This is a genomic window from Albidovulum sediminis (genome assembly GCF_025380365.1).
Classification (GTDB): Bacteria; Pseudomonadota; Alphaproteobacteria; order Rhodobacterales; family Rhodobacteraceae; genus Albidovulum; species Albidovulum sediminis.
Window position 1 is genome coordinate 950381 of sequence record NZ_JAOCQF010000001.1, and the last position, 21867, is coordinate 972247.

General features: G+C 67.8%; 18 protein-coding genes. 11 read left to right on the forward strand and 7 right to left on the reverse strand.

Annotated features, from left to right (window positions below; all coding sequences use genetic code 11):
- Window positions 1–127: 127 nt before the first annotated feature.
- The 11 genes from dusB (at window position 128) to N5I32_RS04725 (ending at window position 14076) form a co-directional block, all read left to right on the forward strand.
- Complete coding sequence (gene dusB, locus N5I32_RS04675) at window positions 128–1126, forward strand: tRNA dihydrouridine synthase DusB (protein WP_261494229.1); 999 nt, start codon at window positions 128–130, stop codon at window positions 1124–1126.
- Window positions 1123–2217: a two-component system sensor histidine kinase NtrB gene (locus N5I32_RS04680; RefSeq protein ID WP_261494230.1), complete on the forward strand. Its 1095-nt coding sequence runs from the start codon at window positions 1123–1125 to the stop codon at window positions 2215–2217. Before dusB ends, N5I32_RS04680 begins: the two co-directional genes overlap by 4 nt.
- Entirely contained in the window at window positions 2217–3587 is a 1371-nt protein-coding gene (locus N5I32_RS04685) for a response regulator (RefSeq protein WP_261494231.1), read from the forward strand. Before N5I32_RS04680 ends, N5I32_RS04685 begins: the two co-directional genes overlap by 1 nt.
- Before the next feature lie 100 nt (window positions 3588–3687).
- Window positions 3688–5967 carry a sensor histidine kinase NtrY-like gene (locus tag N5I32_RS04690; RefSeq protein ID WP_261494232.1) on the forward strand — a complete coding sequence of 760 codons (2280 nt, stop codon included), beginning with the start codon at window positions 3688–3690 and terminating at the stop codon, window positions 5965–5967.
- Window positions 5964–7379 carry a nitrogen assimilation response regulator NtrX gene (ntrX, locus tag N5I32_RS04695; protein WP_261494233.1) on the forward strand — a complete coding sequence of 472 codons (1416 nt, stop codon included), beginning with the start codon at window positions 5964–5966 and terminating at the stop codon, window positions 7377–7379. The genes N5I32_RS04690 and ntrX overlap by 4 nt, the downstream gene beginning before the upstream one ends.
- 111 nt (window positions 7380–7490) lie before the next feature.
- Window positions 7491–8867, forward strand: a complete 1377-nt coding sequence (gene trkA / locus N5I32_RS04700) for a Trk system potassium transporter TrkA (protein WP_261494234.1) — start codon at window positions 7491–7493, stop codon at window positions 8865–8867.
- Window positions 8868–8871: 4 nt separating this feature from the next.
- On the forward strand, window positions 8872–10389 hold the full coding sequence (locus N5I32_RS04705) for a TrkH family potassium uptake protein (RefSeq protein ID WP_261494235.1): 1518 nt from the start codon (window positions 8872–8874) through the stop codon (window positions 10387–10389).
- A gap of 125 nt (window positions 10390–10514) precedes the next feature.
- A complete protein-coding gene (hfq, locus tag N5I32_RS04710) occupies window positions 10515–10748 on the forward strand; it encodes an RNA chaperone Hfq (RefSeq protein WP_035705913.1) in 234 nt (77 codons plus the stop codon).
- An 11-nt stretch (window positions 10749–10759) separates the two neighbouring features.
- Window positions 10760–12061 carry a GTPase HflX gene (gene hflX / locus N5I32_RS04715; protein ID WP_261494236.1) on the forward strand — a complete coding sequence of 434 codons (1302 nt, stop codon included), beginning with the start codon at window positions 10760–10762 and terminating at the stop codon, window positions 12059–12061.
- Between the two features lie 33 nt (window positions 12062–12094).
- Window positions 12095–13339, forward strand: a complete 1245-nt coding sequence (gene pepT, locus N5I32_RS04720) for a peptidase T (RefSeq protein WP_261494237.1) — start codon at window positions 12095–12097, stop codon at window positions 13337–13339.
- 116 nt (window positions 13340–13455) lie between these two features.
- Window positions 13456–14076, forward strand: coding sequence for a cysteine hydrolase family protein (locus tag N5I32_RS04725; RefSeq protein WP_261494238.1), 621 nt, complete (start codon window positions 13456–13458; stop codon window positions 14074–14076).
- A gap of 79 nt (window positions 14077–14155) precedes the next feature.
- On the opposite strand, the gene guaA is transcribed toward N5I32_RS04725, so the two are convergent.
- The 7 genes from guaA to N5I32_RS04760 form a co-directional block, all read right to left on the reverse strand.
- On the reverse strand, window positions 14156–15712 hold the full coding sequence (gene guaA, locus N5I32_RS04730) for a glutamine-hydrolyzing GMP synthase (protein WP_261494239.1): 1557 nt from the start codon (window positions 15710–15712) through the stop codon (window positions 14156–14158).
- 43 nt (window positions 15713–15755) lie between these two features.
- On the reverse strand, window positions 15756–16754 hold the full coding sequence (locus N5I32_RS04735; RefSeq protein WP_261494240.1) for an ABC transporter ATP-binding protein: 999 nt from the start codon (window positions 16752–16754) through the stop codon (window positions 15756–15758).
- 22 nt (window positions 16755–16776) lie between these two features.
- Entirely contained in the window at window positions 16777–17796 is a 1020-nt protein-coding gene (locus tag N5I32_RS04740; RefSeq protein WP_261494241.1) for a Gfo/Idh/MocA family protein, read from the reverse strand.
- Entirely contained in the window at window positions 17793–18632 is an 840-nt protein-coding gene (locus tag N5I32_RS04745) for a carbohydrate ABC transporter permease (RefSeq protein WP_261494242.1), read from the reverse strand. Before N5I32_RS04745 ends, N5I32_RS04740 begins: the two co-directional genes overlap by 4 nt.
- Before the next feature lie 9 nt (window positions 18633–18641).
- Complete coding sequence (locus tag N5I32_RS04750) at window positions 18642–19553, reverse strand: carbohydrate ABC transporter permease (protein WP_261494243.1); 912 nt, start codon at window positions 19551–19553, stop codon at window positions 18642–18644.
- 98 nt (window positions 19554–19651) lie between these two features.
- On the reverse strand, window positions 19652–20878 hold the full coding sequence (locus tag N5I32_RS04755) for an ABC transporter substrate-binding protein (protein ID WP_261495927.1): 1227 nt from the start codon (window positions 20876–20878) through the stop codon (window positions 19652–19654).
- A 41-nt stretch (window positions 20879–20919) separates the two neighbouring features.
- Window positions 20920–21855 carry an N-acetylmuramic acid 6-phosphate etherase gene (locus tag N5I32_RS04760; protein WP_261494244.1) on the reverse strand — a complete coding sequence of 312 codons (936 nt, stop codon included), beginning with the start codon at window positions 21853–21855 and terminating at the stop codon, window positions 20920–20922.
- Window positions 21856–21867 lie beyond the last annotated feature (12 nt).

Here is a 21867-nt window from a genome sequence, read left to right on the forward strand (position 1 = left end):
TCGCAGATTGCGCTTTCCAGTTGCCCGGTTTTTAGGCATGTTGTGAAGCCTGCCCAAAACCTGTGCGTCAGCGATTGCGAAGCGGCGCGTGCGGCGGTAGCCAGACACCGAACCGAAAGGAAGACCCGTGGCCATCGACCTTGGCAAAGTGACGCTTGACCCGCCGGTCCTTCTGGCGCCGCTCGCGGGGATCACCGACCTGCCGTTCCGCCGGCTTGTCGCGTCCTTCGGGGCTGGCCTTGTCGTCTCGGAAATGGTCGCCTCGGGCGAGATGCTGACCGCGAAGCCCTCGGTCCGGGCCAAGGCGCGCACCGATCTGGGGCTTGGCGACACGGGCGTGCGAACCTCGGTCCAACTCGCCGGGCGCGAGGCCCGCGCCATGGGCGAGGCCGCGCGGCTGGTGGCCGACATGGGCGCCGCGGTCATCGACATCAACATGGGTTGCCCGGCCAAGAAGGTCACCGGCGGCCTCTCGGGCAGCGCGCTGATGCGCGACCTTGACCACGCGCTCGGCCTGATCGAGGCGGTGGTGGCCGCCGTCGACCTGCCGGTGACGCTGAAATGCCGCCTGGGCTGGGACGGCGACTGCCTGAACGCGCCCGAGCTTGCGCGCAGGGCCGAGGGCGCGGGCGTGCGCATGATCACCGTCCACGGCCGCACCCGCCAGCAGTTCTACACCGGCCGCGCCGACTGGGCCGCCATCGCCGCGGTGAAGGCGGCGGTGGCGATCCCGGTCATCGCCAACGGCGACATCCTGACGGCCGCCGACGCCGCCCGCGCGCTGGCGCTTTCGGGGGCGGACGGGGTGATGGTGGGCCGGGGCGCACAGGGCGCGCCCTGGCGCCTGGCCCAGATCGCCGCCGCGCTCTTCGGCCGCCCGGCGCCGGTCGTGCCCGTGGGGCCGGCCCGCGCGCGGCTCATCCTTGGCCATTACGACGACATGCTCGACTTCTACGGACGCGATCTCGGCCTCCGGGTCGCGCGCAAGCACCTTGGCTGGTATGCGGACGAGGCCGGGGCCGACCCCGCGCTGCGTGCCCGCATCATGGTGGCGGCGGACCCCGCAGAGGTGCGGGACTTGATCCGCGCCGCCTTCGACGGGCAGGCCGGGCGGAGGGCTGCATGACCGCGACCGCCTCGGTCTGGGCCTCTCTGCCGGTCCCCGCCGTCCTGATCGACGCCGAGGGCCGCACGGCCGAGGTCAACGCCGCGGCGGAACTGTTTCTCAACCTCTCCGCCCGCAGCCTGAAGGGGCAGGGCTTCTTCGACCGCGTCGCCATCGACGCCCCGCTAGAAGAGGCCTTCGCCCGCATCCGCGACAGCCGCTCGCCCGTCTTCATCAACGACGTCGCGGTGGGCACGGGCGACCGCGCGCCGGTCCTGTGCAACCTTCAGGCGGCCCCCCTTGTCGACAACCCCGGCACCATCCTCCTGCTGATAGCGCCGCGCGAATTCGCCGACCGTCTCGGTCGCGGCGGCGCCATCAAGTCGGCCGCGAAATCCGCGATCGGCATGGCCGAAATACTCGCGCACGAGATCAAGAACCCGCTCGCCGGGATTACCGGGGCGGCGCAGCTCCTGTCGATGTCGCTTTCGCCCGAGGATCAGGAACTGACCGACCTCATCGTCGCCGAAAGCCGCCGCATCGTGAAGCTGCTCGAACAGGTGGAGCAGTTCGGCAACCTGCGCGCGCCGGAAAAGCGCCCGGTCAACATCCACGACTTCCTCGACCGCGCGCGACGCTCCGCGATGCTCGGCTTTGCCGCCCACATGACCTTCGTCGAGGATTACGACCCCTCGCTGCCGCCGACCGCGGGCGATGCGGACCAGCTGGTGCAGGTCTTCCTCAACCTCCTCAAGAACGCGGCCGAGGCCGCGCCGCGGGGCGGCACCATCCGCATCCACAGCTTCTACGACCTCTCGTTGCGCCTGCGCCGGCCCGACGGCACCGGCGCGGCGGTGCCGCTCCAGATCGAGATCATCGACGACGGCCCCGGCATCCCCGAGGAAATCGCCGGCGACATCTTCGACCCCTTCGTCTCGGGGCGCGAGAACGGCACCGGCCTCGGCCTTGCGCTGGTCTCCAAGATCCTCGCCGACCACGGCGGCTGGATCTCCGTCGATTCCGTTCCCGGGCGCACCGTCTTCCGCGTCTCGCTGCCCGTAGCGCCCAAGTCAGAACCCGCCCCGAAATCCGAACCCGAAAGGAGTGAGTGATGGACGGCACCGTCCTTGTCGCCGACGACGACCGCACGATCCGCACCGTCCTGACCCAGGCGCTGACGCGGGCGGGCTGCCGCGTCCACGCAACCTCCTCGCTCGTCACGCTGCTCCGCTGGGTCGAGGAGGGCAAGGGCGACCTCGTCATCTCCGACGTGGTCATGCCCGACGGCAACGGGATCGAGGCGCTGCCGAAGATCGCGGCCGAACGGCCCGGCCTGCCGGTGATCGTCATCTCCGCGCAGAACACCATCATGACCGCGATCCAGGCGGCCGAGGCCGAGGCCTTCGACTACCTGCCCAAACCCTTCGACCTGCCCGACCTGATGAAGCGCGCGGCCCGCGCGCTCGACCAGAAGCGGCGCCGCGCGCCCGTGGCCGAACCCGCCCATCCGCGCGCGCCCGCCGACGATCTGCCGCTGGTCGGCCGCACGCCCGCGATGCAGGCGCTCTACCGCCTAGTCGCGCGCGTGATGAACGCCGACCTGCCGGTCCTGATCACCGGGGAAAGCGGCACCGGCAAGTCGCTGATCGCGCGCGCGATCCACGACTTCTCCGACCGCCGCACGCTGCCCTTCGTCACCGCGCAGGCGGCCGACCTGCACGGGATGGAGGGGCCTTCCGCGCTTCTCGCCCGCGCCCGCGGCGGCACGCTGGTCTTCGACGAGATCGGCGATTTCGACGACGAGACGCAGGGCCGCATCGTGCGCATGCTCGACGCGCTGCCCGCGAACGCGCCGCGCATCATCGCCACCTCGCAGGAAGACCTCGCCCGCAAGACCGAGGCGGGCCAGTTCCGCAAGGACCTGTTCTATCGCCTCTCGGGCGTGACGCTCACCGTGCCCCCCCTGCGCGAGCGGGTCGAGGACATCCCGCTGCTGGCCAGCCACTTCCTCGCCCGCGACGCCCGCGACGGCCTTGGCGCCAAGACGCTGCGCCCCGACGCGACGGACCTGGTGCGCCAGTACCCCTGGCCCGGAAACGTGCGCCAGCTTGAAAACACCCTGCGCCGACTCGCCGTCACCGCGCCCGAAGCCGAAATCGGCCGCGCCGAGGTCGAGGCGGCGCTGGGTGCGCAGCCCGCCCCGCGCCCGCAGACGGGTGCTGCCACCGACGAGCAGCTTTCCGCCGCCATCGGCCGCCATCTGCAGCGCTACTTCGACCTGCACGGCGGGGCACTTCCACCGCCCGGCCTATATGACCGTATCCTAAGGGAAATGGAGCTTCCGCTGATCGAGATCGCGCTCGATGCCACCGGCGGCAACCAGGCTAGATGTGCCGATCTTCTGGGCATCAATCGCAATACGTTGCGCAAGAAGATCACAGATCTCGATATCCGCGTGACACGGCGGCGCAAGTTGATGTAAAATCGCAACACAAACCGTGGCAATTCGGCCTCAGCCGAGGAACGACCGCGGGGGGTTCGGCGGTAGCCGCGCAACGCGGCGCAATATCAGGGGCAGCCTCTTGCAGGGCCTTGCGCGCAGTTCACAGTGGGAGCGGCTGAGCCGCCTGCGCCGCCAGCGGCGGGTGCAGAACATCGCGACGCTCGGCCTCGTCATCCTTGGCCCGATTCTCGCCTTTGCGACCTTCGTGGCGCTTGGCCCGATGGGGCAGGGCGCGAACTCCTCCGCACTGCGGCTGATCCTCCTGGCCGACTTCGTCTATTTCCTCTTGCTCGCGACGCTGATCCTGTCCCGCCTTGCGCAGATGATCGCGGCGCGGCGGGCGCAGTCGGCCGGGTCAAGGCTCCACCTGCGGCTGACCGGCGTCTTCGCCGGCATCGCCCTTTTCCCCACCATCATCGTCGCCATCTTCGCCGGCCTGACCGTGAACATCGGGCTTGAGGGCTGGTTCTCAGAACGCGTGCGAAGCGTCGTCGGCACCTCGCTTTCAGCCGCCGAGGCCTACCAGGAGGAACACCGCCGCGACCTCGTGACCGACGCCGGGGCGCTCGCCCGCTTTCTCGAGGCCGCGCGCGAGAAGGCGTTCCTGCAATCGGACGCGGAACTGCGCCAGGCGCTGAACCAGGCGCAGGGCCAGATCCAGCGCGGCCTGCGCGAGGCCTATGTGGTCGACGGCGGCGGCGCCATCCGGGCGCGCGGCGAACGCTCCTATCTCTTCGACTACGAGGAGCCATCGGAGGCCGAGTTCGCGCAGGCGGAAACGGGTGAGCCTGTCCTGATCGAGGACTGGCAGAACAACGAGTTCCGCGCGCTTCAGCGCCTTGACGGCTTCGCCGACCGCTACCTCTACATCTCCCGCGCCGTAGACGGGCAATTGCTGAGCCTGCTGGACGACACCCGCGAGACCGTGGGGCTTTACCAGCAACTCGAATCCACCCGCGGCCGGGTGCTGTTCGAATTCGGCCTCGTCTACCTCGGCTTCGCGCTCATCCTAGTCCTCGCCGCGATCTGGATGGGCCTGTGGTTCGCCGAACGCCTGTCGCGCCCGGTGGGGCGGCTCGCCGGGGCGGCGCAGCGGGTCGGCGCGGGCGATCTCGACGTGCAGGTGACCGAAGAGGACGGCGACGACGAAATCGCCATGCTCGGCCGCGTCTTCAACCAGATGACGCGCCAGCTCAAGGGCCAGCGCGAGGCGCTTCTGGACAGCCACCGCCAGACCGAACGGCGGCGGCGCCTGTTCGATTCCGTCCTTTCCTCGGTCACCTCCGGCGTGGTCGGGCTCGACGCCGACGGCCGGGTCGATTTCCTCAACCGCGCCGCGGTCCGCCTCCTGGAACTGGACGAGGCGCGCGACCACGACCGGGCACTTTCGGAGGCGGTGCCCGAATTCGCGGGCCTTCTCGACCGCCTGCGCGAGGGGCTGGGCGAAGTCGCGCAGGAGGAGATCAAGGTGTCGCGCTCGGGCCGGCTCGAAAGCCTTCTGGTGCGGATGGCGATTCGGCGCAATTCCGACGGCGGGCTGGAGGGTTACGTGGTGGCCTTCGACGACGTGACCGACCTTGTCAGCGCCCAGCGCATGGCCGCCTGGGGGGACGTGGCCCGGCGCATCGCGCACGAGATCAAGAACCCGCTGACGCCGATCCAGCTTTCGGCCGAACGCATCCGGCGCAAGTTCTCGCGCCTGATCGCGGGCGAGGATGCCGAGGCGCTTGCGCAGATGACGGACGTCATCATCCGCCAGACCGGCGACCTGCGCCGCATCGTCGACGAGTTCTCCAAGTTCGCGCGCATGCCCGAACCCGACCGGCGCGACCACGACCTTGCGAAACTGATGCGCGATGCGGTGACGTTGCAGGATGGCGCGCTGCACGGCGCGCGGCTGGTGGCCGACCTGCCGAAACAGCCGGTCATCGTCGAACTCGATGCGACGATGATCTCGCAGGCTGTCACGAACCTTATCAAGAACGCCGGGGAAGCCGTTGAATCCCTTCTGGAAAAAGGCGCGCCAGAAGGCTACGCGCCGGAAGTGCGCGTGACGATGGAGGCAACCCCGGAAACCGTCACGATCCGCATCGCCGACAACGGCACCGGCCTGCCCGCGGACCGCGCGCGGCTGTTCGAGCCCTATGTGACCACGCGCGAGAAGGGTACCGGGCTTGGCCTGCCCATCGTCAAGAAGATCATCGAGGAACACGGCGGGACGCTGGTCTTGACCGACGCGCCCGTTTTCGAAGGCGGCACCCATCGCGGGGCGCTTGCCGAAATCCGCCTGCCGCGCGCACGCGCGGCCGGTCGCAGCGTCAAGGAGAGGGCCGCCGAACCGGCGGTGAGCGGGAAATGAACGACATTCTGATCGTCGACGACGAACGCGACATCCGGGAACTGATCTCGGACATCCTGAAGGACGAGGGCTTTACCACGCGGCTTGCCGGCAACTCGGACGAGTGCATGGCCGAGATCAACGCGGCGCCGCCCGCGCTGATGATCCTCGACATCTGGCTGAAGGACAGCCGCATGGACGGGATCGACATCCTCAAGACCGTCAAGCGCGACAATCCCGACGTGCCGATCATCATCATCTCGGGCCACGGCAACATCGAGATCGCGGTCGCCGCGATCAAGCAGGGCGCCTACGACTTCATCGAGAAGCCCTTCAACATCGACCAGCTGACGGTCGTCATCACGCGGGCCATGGAAACCTCGCGGCTTCGTCGCGAGAATGCCTCGCTCCGCCGCCGCGACGCGACCACCGCCGAGATGATCGGCGCCTCGCCCGCCTTCCGCACGCTGCGCGCCAACCTCGACAAGGTGACCAAGTCGAACGGGCGGGTGATGCTGACCGGCCAGCCCGGATCCGGCAAGGAGATTGCCGCGCGCTACATCCACCAGCATTCCAACCGCGCCGGCGGGCCCTTTATCTCCGTCGCCTCGGCCGCGATCGAGCCGGAGCGGATGGAGGAGGTGCTCTTTGGCCGCGAGACGCCCGAGCGCGGGGTGGAAAAGGGCTTGCTGGAGCAGGCGCACAACGGCTTCGTCTATTTCGACGAGGTGGCGGACATGCCGCTCGGTACCCAGTCGAAGATCCTGCGCGTGCTGACCGAACAGCAGTTCACCCGCGTCGGCGGCGCCGACAAGGTGCGCGTCGACCTCCGCGTCATCTCCTCGACCACGCGCAACCTCGCGGCGGAAATCGCGGCGGGCCGCTTCCGACAGGAGCTTTACGACCGGCTGAACGTGGTGCCGATCGCCGTTCCGCCGCTCGAGGAACGGCGCGAGGATATCCCCGACCTCGCCCGCCATTTCGTCGAACACTTCAACAAGACGCAAGGCCTGCCGCTACGGGCGCTGAGCGAGGAGGCCGAGGCGCTGATGCAGACGATGCCCTGGCCCGGCAACATCCGCCAGCTCAGGAACGTGATCGAGCGCATGCTGATCCTTGGCGACGGATCGGGCGCAATCGAGGCGCGCGAACTGCCCGGCCAGGGCGAGACCGCGCCGGACGAGGGCAGGGTGGTCCTCTCGGGCGCGCTCGCGACACTGCCCCTGCGCGAGGCGCGGGAACTTTTCGAGCGTGAATACCTGCTGACCCAGATCAACCGCTTCGGCGGCAACATCAGCCGCACCGCGACCTTCGTCGGCATGGAACGCTCCGCGCTGCACCGCAAGCTGAAGTCGCTGGGCGTCGTGACCACCTCCAAGTCGGGCGGGCGCTTTGCCCATCTCGAGGACGAGGAGATCGAGGAAGAGGCCTGAGTCCGGCCGGCCAGTCCCGGACCCGGCCACCGTTGACGCGGCTCCGGCCACCGTTGACCCGGCTCCGGCCAGCGCCTATCAAGATCGCCAGCCCGACAACGGGGGAAGGTCATGAAGGTCATCATCTGCGGCGCGGGACAGGTCGGCTGGCAGATCGCCCGCCAGCTTGCCGGGGAAAAGAACGACGTCACCGTCGTCGACGTGAACGCCGAACTGGTGCGCCGCGCGACGGAATCGCTCGACGTGCAGGGGGTGGCGGGCTTCGCCTCCTACCCGGACGTGCTGGAACGGGCGGGCGCGCGCGACGCCGACATGATCATCGCCGCCACCCATTCGGACGAGGTCAACATGATCGTCTGCCAGGTGGCGCATTCGGTCTTCGGCATCACCCGCAAGATCGCCCGCCTGCGCGCGCAGTCCTACATGGACGCGATCTATTCCGACCTCTACCGCCGCGACCACCTGCCCATCGACGTCGTCATCAGCCCCGAGCGCGAGGTGGCCGAGGCCGCGCTCCAGCGCCTTGCCGCACCCTCGACCTTCGACACCGAAAGCTTCATGAACGGGCGCGCGCAGCTTCTGGGCATCGCCCTTGACGAGGATTGCCCGGTCCTCAACACGCCGCTCCGGCAGTTGACCGACCTCTTCTCGACGCTCCGCGCGATCGTCGTCGGTATCCGCCGCGAGGGGCACCTGTTCGCCCCCGAACCGGGCGACCAGCTTTTCGCGGGCGACCAGATCTATGTCTTCACCCATTCGGAGGATGTGGGCCGCACGCTGGAAATCTTCGGCAAGGCCGCGAAAAAACAGGAACGCATCGTCGTCATCGGCGGCGGCAACGTCGGCCTTGCCGTGGCCCGCGCGCTCGAATCGCGGACCAGCCGGGTGCGCGCCAAGGTGATCGAGCGCAACCGCGCGAACGCCGAACGCGCCGCCGACATGCTGGAACGCACCATCGTGCTCAACGGCGACGGCATGGACATGGAGGTGCTGACCGAGGCCAACATCGACCGTGCCGATGCGGTCCTCGCCGTCACCGACGACGACAAGACCAACATGCTGGCCGCCGTGCGGGCCAAGCAGGCGGGCTGCAAGCTTGCCATCGCGCTGGTCAACGACCCGACGCTGACGCCACTCATGGCCGCGCTCGACATCGACGCCTATATCAACCCGCGCGCCACCACCGTCTCCTCGATCCTGCGCCACATCCGCCACGGCCGCGTGCGCGCGGTCTATTCCATCGGCGACAGCGAGGCCGAGATGATCGAGGCGCAGGTGCTGTCCACCTCGCCGATCTCGGGCCGGCTCCTGCGCGACGTGGAGTTCCCCGAGGGCGTTCTGGTCGGCGCGCTGATGAAGGGCGACCGGGTGCTGAAGCCCACGGGTGATACCAAGATCGAGGAGGGCGACGTGATCGCGCTGTTCTGCATGACCAGCGACGTCCCCGAGGTGGAGCGCCTGCTCCAGGTCTCGATCGATTTCTTCTGACCCGATGCGCCGCCTCGCCAACCTTCCGGTCCTGGTGATGCTGATGGCGATCGGCGCGGCGGCGATGTTCGTTCCCGCTGCCCACGCGGTGATCCTGCGCGATCACGAGGTCGCGCGCGCCTTCTTCTATTCCGGCACGCTTTTCCTGATCCTTGCGGCCATGATCGGGCTGGCCACGGCGGCGAACCGCCACGACGACAGCGCGCGCGGGCAGTTGCTGACCCTTGTCCTGACCTTCACGCTGCTGCCGTGCATGCTGGCCTTCCCGATATCCGAGGCCGTGCCCGACACGACCTATCTCAACGCATGGTGGGAAATGGTCTCGTCCCTGACGACCACGGGCGCCACGATTTTCGAGGCCGGCCGGCTGCACCCCTCGATCCATCTCTGGCGCGCGCTCGTGGGCTGGCTCGGCGGCGCCTTCGTCCTTGTCTCGGCGGTGGCGATCCTCGCGCCGATGAACCTTGGCGGGTTCGAGGTCCTGGGCGCGGGAAGCGAGGGCGGGTCAGGCGCGGCTGGCGGGATGCAGGCGCTCCGGATGATCGGCCTGCGCGGACGCCTTGCGCGGGCGGCGACCACGATCCTGCCCGTCTACGCGGGATTGACGATGGCGCTCTGGGTCGCGCTGATCCTTGCCGGCGACCCGAAGCTGGTCGCGGCCTGTCACGCGATGTCGACGCTGTCCACCTCGGGCATCTCGCCGCTCGGCGGGCTGGCGCCCACCACCTCCGGCCTCGGGGGGGAGCTTCTGGTCTTCGTCTTCCTCCTCTTCGCGCTGACCCGGCGCTTCTATCCCTCCGGCCGCCTGCAGACCGGGGCGCAGCGGCTTTTCCACGACCCCGAACTGCGCTTCGGGCTGCTGTTCGTCATCATCCTGCCGGCCTTCCTGTTCCTGCGCCACTGGATCGGCGCGCTTGAGGTCGACGAGGTTCCCGGCGTGGGGCAGGCGCTGCTCGCCATCTGGGGGACGGCCTTCACGGTGCTGTCGTTCCTCACCACGACCGGTTTCGAATCGGCGGGATGGGCCGCCGCGCGCGATTGGTCTGGGCTGGCGACGCCGGGGCTGATCCTCGCGGGTCTTTCGGTGATCGGCGGCGGCGTCGCCACCACCGCGGGGGGCGTGAAGCTCCTGCGAGTCTACGCCCTTTACCGCCACGGCGAGCGCGAGATCGAGCGTCTGGTGCATCCCTCCTCGGTCGGCGGCTCGGGCGCCGCGGCGCGCCGGCTCCGGCGGCAGGGGGCGCAGATGGCCTGGGTCTTCTTCATGCTCTTCGCCATCTCGATCGCTCTCACCATGCTGGCGCTGTCGCTGTCCGGGCTCGACTTCGAGCGCACGACCGTGCTCTCCGTCGCGGCGCTCTCGACGACCGGGCCGCTGGCTACCGTCGCGGGCAGTTCGCCGATCGACTGGGCCACGCTCGACGCCTGGGCCAAGTCGGTCCTGGCCGCCGCCATGGTGCTGGGCCGGCTCGAAACGCTGGCGATCATTGCCCTTCTCAACCCCGATTTCTGGCGCAGTTGACGCAGGTGCCGGAAATCCGCGCCGGGGGGCTGGAAACTTCCCGAATCTTCCGCATACTTCCCTTACGTCTCCGGTGCAGCGCCGAGGGGCGACGAACCCCGCACGAATAGAAGGCGAGAATCAAAATGGCTGCCGACAAACAGAATTTGCAGGATGCCTTTCTGAACCACGTCCGGAAGGCCAAGATTCCGGTCACGATCTTCCTGATCAACGGTGTGAAGCTTCAGGGCGTCATCACCTGGTTCGACAATTTCTGCGTGCTCCTGCGCCGCGACGGGCAATCGCAGTTGGTCTACAAGCATGCGATCTCCACCATCATGCCGGGACAGCCGATCTCGCTTTACGAGGGCGAAGACTGAGCGAACGTGACATGACCGCCGGGACCACGGGCGGCGCGACGGCCAAGGGGCCGACGCGTGCGCTCGTCCTGCATCCCGATCTGAAGTCGGCGCGCCGCCGCCGCCCGGCCGATCTTGCGCTGGCCGAGGCGGTGGCACTGGCCGCGGCTCTCCCCGATCTGGAGGTGACGGGGGCCGAGGTGGTGCGCCTCGCGCGGCCGCACCCCGGCATGCTGTTCGGCGCGGGCAAGATCGCCGAACTCAAGGCCCGGATCGAGGCGGAGGAGGTGGCACTTGTCCTCGTCGACGGCCCGGTGTCGCCGGTCCAGCAGCGCAACCTGGAACGCGAATGGAAGGTCAAGCTGCTCGACCGCACCGGCCTCATCCTGGAAATCTTCGCCGACCGCGCCCATACCCGCGAAGGCGTGTTGCAGGTCGATCTCGCCGCGCTTTCCTACCAGCGCACGCGGCTGGTGCGGGCCTGGACCCACCTTGAGCGCCAGCGCGGCGGCTTCGGCTTTGTCGGCGGCCCCGGCGAGACGCAGATCGAAGCCGACCGCCGCGCCATCGATGAAGAGGTGCTGAAGATCCGCCGGCAACTGGCCAAGGTGGTCAAGACGCGCGAACTGCACCGCGCCGCGCGGCGCAAGGTGCCGTTCCCCATCGTGGCGCTCGTGGGCTATACCAACGCCGGCAAATCGACGCTTTTCAACCGCATGACCGGGGCCGAGGTGCTGGCCAAGGACATGCTGTTCGCCACCCTCGACCCGACCATGCGCGGCGTCACCCTGCCGTCGGGCCGCAAGGTGATCCTGTCGGACACCGTGGGCTTCATCTCCGACCTGCCGACCGAACTTGTCGCCGCCTTCCGCGCCACGCTCGAGGAGGTGCTGGAGGCCGACCTGATCCTGCATGTCCGCGACATCGCCCATCCGGAGACCGAGGAACAGGCCGCCGACGTGCGCGACATCCTCGAAAGCCTGGGCGTGGCCGAAGAGGTGCCGGTCTTCGAGGTCTGGAACAAGATCGACCTTCTGGGCGCCGAGGCGCGCGACGCGCTTCTGGTGCAGGAAGGCCGCAGCCCCGGCATCCACTCCGTCAGCGCGATCACGGGCGAGGGGCTGGCCGCGCTGCTCGACGCCGTGTCCGGGGCGCTCGACGAACGCCGCATCGTCGAGACGCTGACGCTGGGCTTCGGCGAGGGGCGCGCGCGGGCCTGGCTTCACGCGCAGGGCGTGGTGAAAGCGGAACGCGACACGGACGAGGGCCACGAGATGACGGTGGCGCTGACGGAACGGCAGCAGGCCGCGCTGGCCAGGCTGCGGCAAGGGTAGGGGCGCCGCGCGGCGCCCCGGAAAGGACCGGCGATGAGGACCGAATTCGACCGCGAACTGGAAGAAAGGCTGGTGCGCTACGCCGGTATCGACACCCAAAGCGACGAGGAGGCGACGGGTTCGCCCTCGACCCCGGTCCAGCTTGTGCTGCAACGGCTCCTGGTCGAGGAACTGGGCGAGATCGGCGCCCATCACGCCCGCCTGACCGATTACGGCGCGGTGCTGGCCACCATTCCCGGCACCGCCGAAGGCCCGGTCATCGGCCTTCTGGCCCATGTCGACACGGCGCCGGCCTTCAACGCCACCGGCGTCAAGCCACGCGTGATCCGCAACTACAACGGCGGCCCGGTGACCTATCCCGACGCGCCCGGCCTGATGATGACGCCGGAGGAGTTTCCCTATCTCGGCACGAAGCACGGGCACGACATCGTCACCGCCAGCGGCACCACGCTTCTGGGCGCGGACGACAAGGCGGGCGTCGCGATCATCATGACCGCCGCTCGCCACCTGCTTGCCCATCCGGAGATCCCGCACGGCCCCATCCGCATCGCCTTCACCCCGGATGAGGAGATCGGCCGCGGCGTCGACGCGCGCCTGCCCAAGGATCTGGGCGCGGACTTCGCCTATACGTTCGACGGCGCCGCGGTGGGTGAGATCGAGTACGAAAGCTTTTCGGCCGACGGCGCCACGGTGACGGTGAAGGGCGTGTCGATCCACCCCGGCACCGCCAAGGACAAGCTGGTGAACGCGCTGCACCTGACCGCGAAGATCGCCCAGACGCTGCCTCAGGCGACGATGACGCCCGAGACGACCGAGGGGCGCGAAGGGTTCCTCATGCTTTACGAGATGAAGGGAACCGCCGCAGAAGCGACGATGAAGTTCATCCTGCGCGATTTCGAACTGGACGGCCTTGGCGCCAAGGGCGCGCTTTTGCGGCAGGTCTGCGAAACCGTCGCCGCGACCGAACCGCGCGCCGAGATCACCTGCGAGATCCGCCCGCAGTACCGCAACATGCGCTACTGGCTGGAAAAGGACATGCGCCCGGTGGAACTCGCGCGCACCGCCGCCCGCGCGCTGGGGGTGGAGCCGGTCTCGGTCCCGATCCGCGGCGGCACCGACGGCTCGCGCCTGACCGAAATGGGGGTGCCGTGCCCCAACATCTTCACCGGGATGCAGAACATCCACGGGCCGCTCGAATGGATCTCGGTTCAGGACATGGGCCTGGCGACGCAGGTCTGCCTGAAACTGGTGGAGACGGCGGCGGCGAAGAACGCATAGCGAACCTTCCTGCCAAGCAATCCCTTGCTTGCCACGCAAAATTATGTTGCGCGGAATCGCGCGCTATTGTTAGATTGCGAATGTTAGTAGGCTAACAAATAGGGAGGATAGAGACGATGTCAGACGTAATACCGACGCGCTGTGCGATTATCCTTGTCGACATGGCCAGGGACTTCGTGGAGGAGGGAGGCTTCATTGCCGACGCCGGCGGACCCGATTACCGGGAGCGCGCCAAGGGCATTCTGGCGCCGTTGCAGCGCCTTCTTGATGCCGGCCGCAAGACCGGCGTGACCGTGGTCTACTCGACCGACTGCCATACGCCCGACGACCTTGAGATGAAGAAGTGGCCCCCGCATTCCATGAAAGGTTCGGAGTGGGCGGAGATCGTGTCGGAACTCGCTCCCCAGCCGGGCGATCTGTCGATCCCGAAAACGACCTACAGCGGCTTCCAGAGTTCGAACATGGAGTCCGTTCTCCGGGCGCGCGGGATCGACACGCTCTACATCACCGGCCTGCACACGGACTGCTGCTGCCGCCACACCTCGGGCGATGCCTTCCAGAAAGGGTTCAATCTCGTCTGGGTGACCGACGCCTTGCAGGCGTTCACACAGGAGGGGCATGAAAGCGGCTTGGAATACTACAAGGCGTGGTACGCAACCGATCCCGAACGCCAGTTCAAGACGGCCGACCAGATCGCCGCGGAATGGACCGCGGCCGCGCAGGACGCCGCAGCCTGAGCCGCGCAGGGCCGCGCCCCTGCGGAAATCCAATCGCACAATCACAAAAAGCCCCGGTTTTTCCGGGGCTTTTCATGCGTCATTCAAGTTCGATCGTGCCCGGCGGCTTCGAGGTGCAGTCGTAGAAGACGCGGTTGATCCCCTTGACCTCGTTGATGATCCGCGTCGCTGTCTCACCCAGGAAGTCGTGCGTGAAGGGGTAGTAGTCGGCGGTCATGCCGTCCACGCTCGTCACCGCCCTGAGCGCGAGCGCGTAGTCATAGGTGCGCCCGTCGCCCATCACGCCCACGGTCCGCATCGGCAGGATCGCCGCGAAGGCCTGCCAGATCTCGTCGTAAAGGCCGTGGCGGCGGATCTGGTCGATATAGACCGCGTCCGCCCGGCGCAGGATGTCGAGCTTTTCGCGGGTGATCTCGCCGGGGCAGCGGATGGCAAGGCCGGGGCCGGGGAAGGGGTGGCGGCCGATGAAGGACTGCGGCAGGCCAAGTTCGCGCCCCAGCGCGCGGACCTCGTCCTTGAACAGTTCCCGCAGCGGTTCGACCAGCTTCAGGCCCATCTTTTCCGGCAGGCCGCCGACATTGTGGTGGCTCTTGATCGTGACCGAGGGCCCGCCGGAAAAGCTGACGCTTTCGATCACGTCTGGGTAAAGCGTCCCCTGCGCGAGGAATTGCGCCCCGCCCACCTCGGTCGCGTGCTTCTGGAACACGTCGATGAAAAGCCGGCCGATGGTCTTGCGCTTCACCTCGGGGTCGGAGACGCCTTCGAGCGCGCCAAGGAACAGGTCGCTCTCGTCGGCATGGATCAGCGGCATGTTGTAGTGGTCGCGGAACATGGTGACGACCTGTTCCGCCTCGCCAAGCCTGAGCAGCCCGTGGTCGACGAAGACGCAGGTGAGCTGGTCGCCGATCGCCTCATGAATCAGGACGGCGGCGACCGAGCTATCCACACCGCCCGACAGCCCGCAGATCACCTTGGCATCGCCCACCTGCTCCCGGATCTTGCGGATCGCCTCTTCGCGGTAGGCGCCCATGGTCCAGTCGCCCTTGAACCCGGCCAGACGCACGAAATTCTCGTAAAGCTTCGCGCCCTTGGGGGTGTGGTGCACCTCGGGGTGGAACTGCACCGCGTAGAAGTGGCGCTCGGGGTCCGCGGTGATCGCAAAGGGCGCGTTGGGAGAGGTGCCGTAGACCCGGAACCCCGGCGCGATCTTCGACACGTGGTCGCCGTGGCTCATCCAGACCTGCTCGGTGCCCCCCTCGAACCAGCCCTCCAGAAGCGGCAGCCGCTCGGCGGCGGGGGTCACGAAGGCGCGGCCGAATTCCGCCGTGCCGTGGCCGCCTTCGACATGGCCGCCGAGGCAATGCATCATCACCTGCTGGCCGTAGCAGATTCCAAGGATCGGCACGCCAAGCTCGAACACGCCCTTCGGCGGCATCGGCGCATCCTGCCAGTAGACCGAGGCGGGGCCGCCCGAGAAGATCACCGCCTTCGGCGCGAAGGCGCGCAGGAAGGCCTCGTCAACGCGGTTGTAGGGGTGGATTTCGCAGTAGACGTTCAGCTCCCGCAGGCGCCGCGCGATCAGCTGCGTCACCTGACTGCCGAAGTCGATGATGAGAAGGCGGTCATGCTGGGTCATGGCCGGGGAATAGGGGGCTTCACACCCTTGCGCAAGGGCCAAGTCAGTGGCGCAGACGCTTTCCCCCGGCGTCGAAGGACAAGGCCCGCGCGCGGTCGAAATCGAGTGCGATTTCTTCGCCGACGCGGTGGTCGTGCTGCCCGAAAAGGCGCACCGTCACCGTCTCCTCCGTCGGGGTCACGACCAGCAGGTTGGTGTCGCTTCCCAGCCGCTCGACATGGGTGACCGTGCCGCGGATCGGCCCCTCGGCCGCCACCCGCAGCGTTTCGGGCCGGATCCCCAGTTCCGCCCCCGGCGCGCCCAGCGGCCCGGCCTTGAGGAAATTCATCGACGGCGCGCCGATGAAGCCCGCGACGAAACGGTTGGCCGGGTCGTTGTAAAGCTCCATCGGGCTGCCCACCTGCTCGATCCGTCCGTCCCTCAGCACGACGATGCGGTTGGCCAGCGTCATTGCCTCTGTCTGGTCGTGGGTGACGTAGATCATGCTGGCGCCAAGTTCGCGGTGGAGCCGCGCGATCTCGACCCGCGTCGCCATCCGGAGCGCGGCGTCAAGGTTCGACAGCGGCTCGTCGAAGAGGAACAGGTCGGGCTTGCGCACGATCGCCCGCCCGATCGCCACCCGCTGCCGCTGCCCGCCCGACAGTTCCGAAGGGCGCCGCTTGAGGTAGGGTTCCAGCGACAGCATCCGCGTCGCCATGGCGATCCGCTCGGCGATGACCTTGCGATCCTCGCCCGCCTGCTTCAGCCCCAGCGCCATGTTCCCCTCGACGTCGAGATGGGGGTAAAGCGCGTAGGACTGGAACACCATGGCGATGCCGCGCTTCGCCGGCGGCGTCGCGGTCACGTCGCGCCCGCCGATCGAGACGCGGCCCGCGCTCACGTCCTCAAGCCCCGCGATCACCCTGAGGAGCGTGGACTTGCCGCAGCCCGACGGCCCGACGAAGACGATGAACTCGCCATCCGCCACCTCCAGCCCGATATCCTTGAGCACCTGAACGGTGCCGAACGATTTATGAACGTTTTCAAGAAGAAGTGCGGTCATCCCGAAGTTCTACCCCGAAGCCCTACAATGTGACGGCGCGGCCGCTGCGAATGCTTTCGTCGGCGGCAAGACAGATGGCGAGCGAGGTGACGGCATCCTCCATGTGGCGCGTCAGGTCGATGTCGCCGGCGATGGCGCGCAGGATGAAATCCTGCTCGGCGTCGCACAGCGCCTGGTGGCCCGGCTCGCCCTCGAAGGTCACGTCGCTGTCGCCCCCCGACGCGCGGTGGATGCGCAGCGCGCCGACCCTGGTATGCCCCTCGACGCTGTCGCTTTCGGGATGCATTCCCGACAGGATCGACACCGACCCGTTCGGAGAGATCACGTCCTTCACGAAATAGGCGACCTCGGACATCATCGGGCCCCAGCCGGCCTCGTACCAGCCGACGGAGCCGTCTTCAAAGACGACCTGGAACTGCCCGTAATTGTACATGTCTTCGGCAATCTCGTCGGAAAGCCGCAGGCCCACGCCATGCACCCGCACCGGGCGCGCGTCGGTGATCTGGCACATCACGTCGACGTAATGCACCCCGCAGTCGACGATCGGCGGCGTCGTCTGCATCAGCGCCTTGTGGGTTTCCCAGGTGGCACCCTTCGACTGCTGGTTCAGGTTCAGGCGGAACACGTAAGGTCCACCCATCCCGCGCGCCTCCGCGATCAGCCGCTGCCACGACGGGTGGTGGCGCAGGATGTAGCCCACCACCAGCTTGCGCCCGTTGGCCTTCGCGCAGTCGACCACGCGGCGGGCATCCGCGACCGTGGTCGCCAGCGGCTTCTCGACAAAGACATGCGCGCCCGCCTCCATCGCGGCGCAGGCATAGTCCGCATGGCTGTCGGAATAGGTGGCGATCACCGCAAGCGTCGGCTTCACAGCCTCAAGAGCCTCACGGAAGTCCTTGTAAAGCGGATAGGATCGCAACTCCGGGGGCAGGGGGACCGCGCTGCGGTTCACCAGCGCCGCGATCTCCGCCCCGGGGTGATTGTGATGGGCCAGCGCATGGCTCATCCCCATGTTGCCAAGCCCGGCAATCAGCACTCTCATTTCACCGCCCCCGAGGTTATGCCGCGGATCAGTTGCCGCGAGAAGATGACGTAAAGCACCAGCACCGGCAGGATCGCGAGGCTCAGCGCCGAAAGAACCGCGTTCCAGTCGGTGACGAACTGCCCGATGAAGACCTGGGAACCCAGCGTCAGCGTCTTCGTGGCCTCACCCGGCGCCAGGATCAGCGGGAACCAGAGGTCGTTCCAGATCGGGATCATGTTGAAGACGGCCACGGTCGCCATGGCCGGCCGCACCAGCGGCAGCACCAGCCGGAAGAAGATCGCGTATTCGCTCATCCCGTCGATGCGCCCGGCGTTCTTCAGGTCGTCGGAGACCTGCCGCATGAACTCGCTCAGGATGAAGACCGCCAGCGGCAGACCTTGCGCGGTGTAGACGAGGATCAGCGCCGCCAGCGTGTTCACCAGCCCGGTGTCCACCATCAGCTCCAGGATCGCCACCGTGCCGATCCGGATCGGGATCATGATGCCGAGCGCCAGGTAAAGCCCCATCAGCGTGTTGCCGCGAAAGCGGTATTCGGACAGCGCAAAGGCCGCCATCGCCCCGAAAAGCAGGATCAGGAACAGCGAGGCCACCGTGACGATCATCGAGTTCTGGAAGTAGAGGAAGAAATCCCCCTGCTTCATCACCGTCTGGTATCCCACCATCGAGAAGCTTTCGGCGTCCGGCAGCGCCAGCGGCTCGCGGAAGATCGCCTTGCGGGTCTTGAACGAGTTGACGAGGATCACCGTCACCGGAAACAGGGCGATCGCCGTCCAGGTCAGGAGCGCCGCATGCGCCGCGATGGAGTTCAGGGGATTGTGACGTGCCTTGTGCATGGTCCCCCCTCAGAACTGGTAGCGCCGCATGCGCGTCTGGATGGCGAAAAGGTAGATGCAGACGCCCGCCAGGATGATCGCGAACATGGCCGTGGCGATGGCCGATCCCATGTGCGGATCGCCAAGCTGCAACTGGAACCCGAAGAAGGTGCGATAGAGGAAGGTGCCGAGGATATCGGTCGAGAAATCCGGCCCGGCAAGCGCGCCCTGCGCCGCATAGATCAGGTCGAAGGCGTTGAAGTTGCCGACGAAGGTCAGGATCGAGATGATCCCGATCGAAGGCAGGATCAGCGGCAGCTTGATCCGCCAGAAGGCCGACCAGCCGGTGATGCCGTCGATCTCGCCCGCCTCCAGGATCTCCTCCGGGATCGAGAGGAGGGCCGCATAGATCAGCATCATCGGGATGCCCACGAACTGCCAGACCGAGATCAGCGCCAGCGTCGTCAGCGCATATTCCTCGCGCCCGAGCCAGGGTGCGAACAGCGCCTTCAGCCCGACCGCGTCCAGGATCCCCGGCGCGATGCCCCAGATCGGCGACAGGATCAGCTTCCAGGCAAAGCCGACGATGACGAAAGAGAGGATCGTCGGGATGAAGATCGCCGAACGGTAGAGGGCCGCGAAGCGCAGGCGGGGATGCGACAGGATCGCGGCCAGCGCGACGCCGATCGGGTTCTGCACCAGCATGTGAACGACAAAGAACCAGAAATTGTTGCCAAGCGCGTTCCAGAACGCCTCCGACCAGCGCGGATCGCCAAAGAGCGTGGCGAAGTTCGCCAGCCCCGCAAAGCTCCGCACGCCATCCGCCTCGACATAAAGGGAAAGCCGCAAGGTGTTGAAAAGCGGCCAGATCATCACCGCAGTATAGACAAGGACCGCGGGCGCCAGGAAGACGGCGACATGGAGGCGGGAACGGCTCGCCATCGGGCTTCATTCCTTTCAGTCTGGCTCAAGTACTCTCGGGGGGGGCGGGGGGCAGACAGCCCCCCGCCCGGGTCGCCCGCATCCGCGGGCGAAACCCCTCACTTCTGCGGCGCGTACCAGGAGGCAAGCCCCGCCTGCAGCCGCGCCGCCGCATCCTCGGGCGTCTCGGCGCCGCGGATCACGTTGGCCGAGGCGTTCCAGGTCTCGTTCTCGAGGTTGGGCGTGCCGCGCGACAGGATCTGGTAGGTCGAACGGATCGTCGAGGCGCATTTGCCGCGCCAGGACACGAACTCCTGCGCCAGCGGATCGGCCATCTCCACCGGGGCGGAGTTGAGCGAGAAGAAGCCGGGCAGCGCGTTGGCGTAAAGGCTCGCGAATTCCGCCGATCCCACCCATTCGAGGAAGGTGCGCGCAGCCGCGGCGTTCGGGCTCGCCGCATTGAGGCCGATGGCGATGTCGGTGTGGTCGGAGATGTAGCAGTTGTCGCCGGCGTTGACGACCGGCGGCGGGAAGGCGCCCATCTCGAACTCGGCCTGCGCGTTGAAGCCCGAGATCTCCCAGGAACCGGCCGGATAGATCGCCGCGCGGCCAAGCGTGAAGAGGTTCTGGCTGTCGGGATAGGTCTGCGCCTCGAACCCGTCGCCCAGATAGGCGCCCCAGCGCGCGAGTTGCCGATAGGGTTCCACCCAGGGCTCGTCGGTCAGCTTCTGGCTGCCTTCGATCAGCGCGCGCCGGCCTTCCTCGCCCTTCCAGTAGTTCGGGCCGATGTTGTTGTAGCCCATCGTGGCCGCTTCCCACTGGTCGTTGGTGCCCATCGCCATCGGGATGTAGGTGCCGTCTTCCTTGATCTTGTCGAGGGCGGCGAAGAACTCGTCGACCGTCGCCGGAACCTCGATCCCCAGTTCGGCGAAGGCGTCCTTGTTGTAGATGAAGCCGTGGATGACGCTCGCCATCGGCACGCAGAAGGTGTGCGCCCCGTCGTCGGTCTGCCAGGCCGACTTCGCCACGTCGGAGAAGTTGGCCATCGCGGCGAGGCCCGAGAGGTCCGCCAGCTTGCCGCCGTCATAAAGCGCCAGCGAAGCGTCGAAGGGCCGGCAGGTGATGAGATCGCCCGCGGTGCCGGCATCGAGCTTGGAGTTCAGGACGGCGTTGTATTCCGCCGGCGCCGAGGGGGTGAACTCCACCTTGATGCCGGGATTCGCGGCCTCGAAGGCCGGGATGATCTGGTCCTGCCAGATCGAAAGGTCGTCGTTGCGCCAGCTTTCGATCGTCAGCGTCACGTCCTGCGCCGCAACCCCGGTCGCGATCAGGGCCGTGGTCAGCATCAGCCCCGCCAATCCGCCTTGCGCTGTCAGTCTGCCTTGTCTCATCTCTCACTCCCATGGTTGGTTTGGTCCGGCCGGGCGTTCCGGCCGGGGTCGTTGATGCGCGCCAGCGCGGCGCGCAGGTATCCGTCGCAACTGTCAAGAAGTTCGCGCGCCGCATCGGGCGACAGGCCGCGGGCGATCAGAACGGCCGGCTTGACCGCGCCGCCCGCAGCTGCAAGCGCGGCCCCCGCAGCCGCGCCGTCGCAGCCCGCGATGCGCTCCACCATGCCCCGGGCGCGGCCGCGCAGCTTGGCGTTGTCGGCGACCAGGCCCACCATCATGCCGTCGTGAACCTGGCCCAGCCGGATCCCCATCAGCGTCGAGGCGAGGTTGAGTGCCGCCTTCTGCGCCGTGCCGGCACCCATCCGGGTGGACCCGGCGATCACCTCGGGCGGGGTCGGCAGGCAGACCGCCACATCGGCCAGCGCGAAAAGGGGGGCGCCGGGGTTGTTGGCGATCGCAATGACGCTGGCGCCGCGCGCACGCGCCTCCCGCGCGATGACCATGGGGTAGGGCGTCGCACCGGAGGCCGCGACCGCGATCACCACGTCGCCCGCCCGGATCGTGCCCGCCGCCGCCAGCGCCTCGGCCGTGTCGTCCTCGGTATCGCCCGCCATGCGCCCGTCGCGCGGCATCCCGCCCGCCATCAGGATCACGATCCGGCCGGGGTCCACGCCATAGGTGCCGGGCAATTCCAGCCCGTCGGCCATCGCCATCAGCGCCGACGACCCAGCCCCGGCGTAGACAAGCCGCCCGCCCGCGCGCAGGCCCGCCGCCATCAGGTCGGCCGCCGCCTCCAGCGCGGGAATCGCCGGCTCCACCGCCGCGAGTGCGGCCTGCTGGCCGCCCAGAAGACGGCGCAGCACCTCGGCGCCGGGCAGGGCGTCGATGCCCCCGGCATCGGGATGCAGGCTTTCGGTGCGTGGCAGCGCCATGCGAATCCTCCC

Bases quoted from the DNA above. Each gene is read 5' to 3' on its own strand.
- N5I32_RS04680 (WP_261494230.1), top strand. From the start codon at position 1,123: ATGACCGCGACCGCCTCGGTCTGGGCCTCTCTGCCGGTCCCCGCCGTC.
- N5I32_RS04685 (WP_261494231.1), top strand. From the start codon at position 2,217: ATGGACGGCACCGTCCTTGTCGCCGACGACGACCGCACGATCCGCACC.
- ntrX (WP_261494233.1), top strand. From the start codon at position 5,964: ATGAACGACATTCTGATCGTCGACGACGAACGCGACATCCGGGAACTG.
- trkA (WP_261494234.1), top strand. From the start codon at position 7,491: ATGAAGGTCATCATCTGCGGCGCGGGACAGGTCGGCTGGCAGATCGCC.
- N5I32_RS04705 (WP_261494235.1), top strand. From the start codon at position 8,872: ATGCGCCGCCTCGCCAACCTTCCGGTCCTGGTGATGCTGATGGCGATC.
- hfq (WP_035705913.1), top strand. From the start codon at position 10,515: ATGGCTGCCGACAAACAGAATTTGCAGGATGCCTTTCTGAACCACGTC.
- hflX (WP_261494236.1), top strand. From the start codon at position 10,760: ATGACCGCCGGGACCACGGGCGGCGCGACGGCCAAGGGGCCGACGCGT.
- pepT (WP_261494237.1), top strand. From the start codon at position 12,095: ATGAGGACCGAATTCGACCGCGAACTGGAAGAAAGGCTGGTGCGCTAC.
- N5I32_RS04725 (WP_261494238.1), top strand. From the start codon at position 13,456: ATGTCAGACGTAATACCGACGCGCTGTGCGATTATCCTTGTCGACATG.
- guaA (WP_261494239.1), bottom strand. From the start codon at position 15,712: ATGACCCAGCATGACCGCCTTCTCATCATCGACTTCGGCAGTCAGGTG.
- N5I32_RS04735 (WP_261494240.1), bottom strand. From the start codon at position 16,754: ATGACCGCACTTCTTCTTGAAAACGTTCATAAATCGTTCGGCACCGTT.
- N5I32_RS04740 (WP_261494241.1), bottom strand. From the start codon at position 17,796: ATGAGAGTGCTGATTGCCGGGCTTGGCAACATGGGGATGAGCCATGCG.
- N5I32_RS04745 (WP_261494242.1), bottom strand. From the start codon at position 18,632: ATGCACAAGGCACGTCACAATCCCCTGAACTCCATCGCGGCGCATGCG.
- N5I32_RS04750 (WP_261494243.1), bottom strand. From the start codon at position 19,553: ATGGCGAGCCGTTCCCGCCTCCATGTCGCCGTCTTCCTGGCGCCCGCG.
- N5I32_RS04755 (WP_261495927.1), bottom strand. From the start codon at position 20,878: ATGCTGACCACGGCCCTGATCGCGACCGGGGTTGCGGCGCAGGACGTG.
- N5I32_RS04760 (WP_261494244.1), bottom strand. From the start codon at position 21,855: ATGGCGCTGCCACGCACCGAAAGCCTGCATCCCGATGCCGGGGGCATC.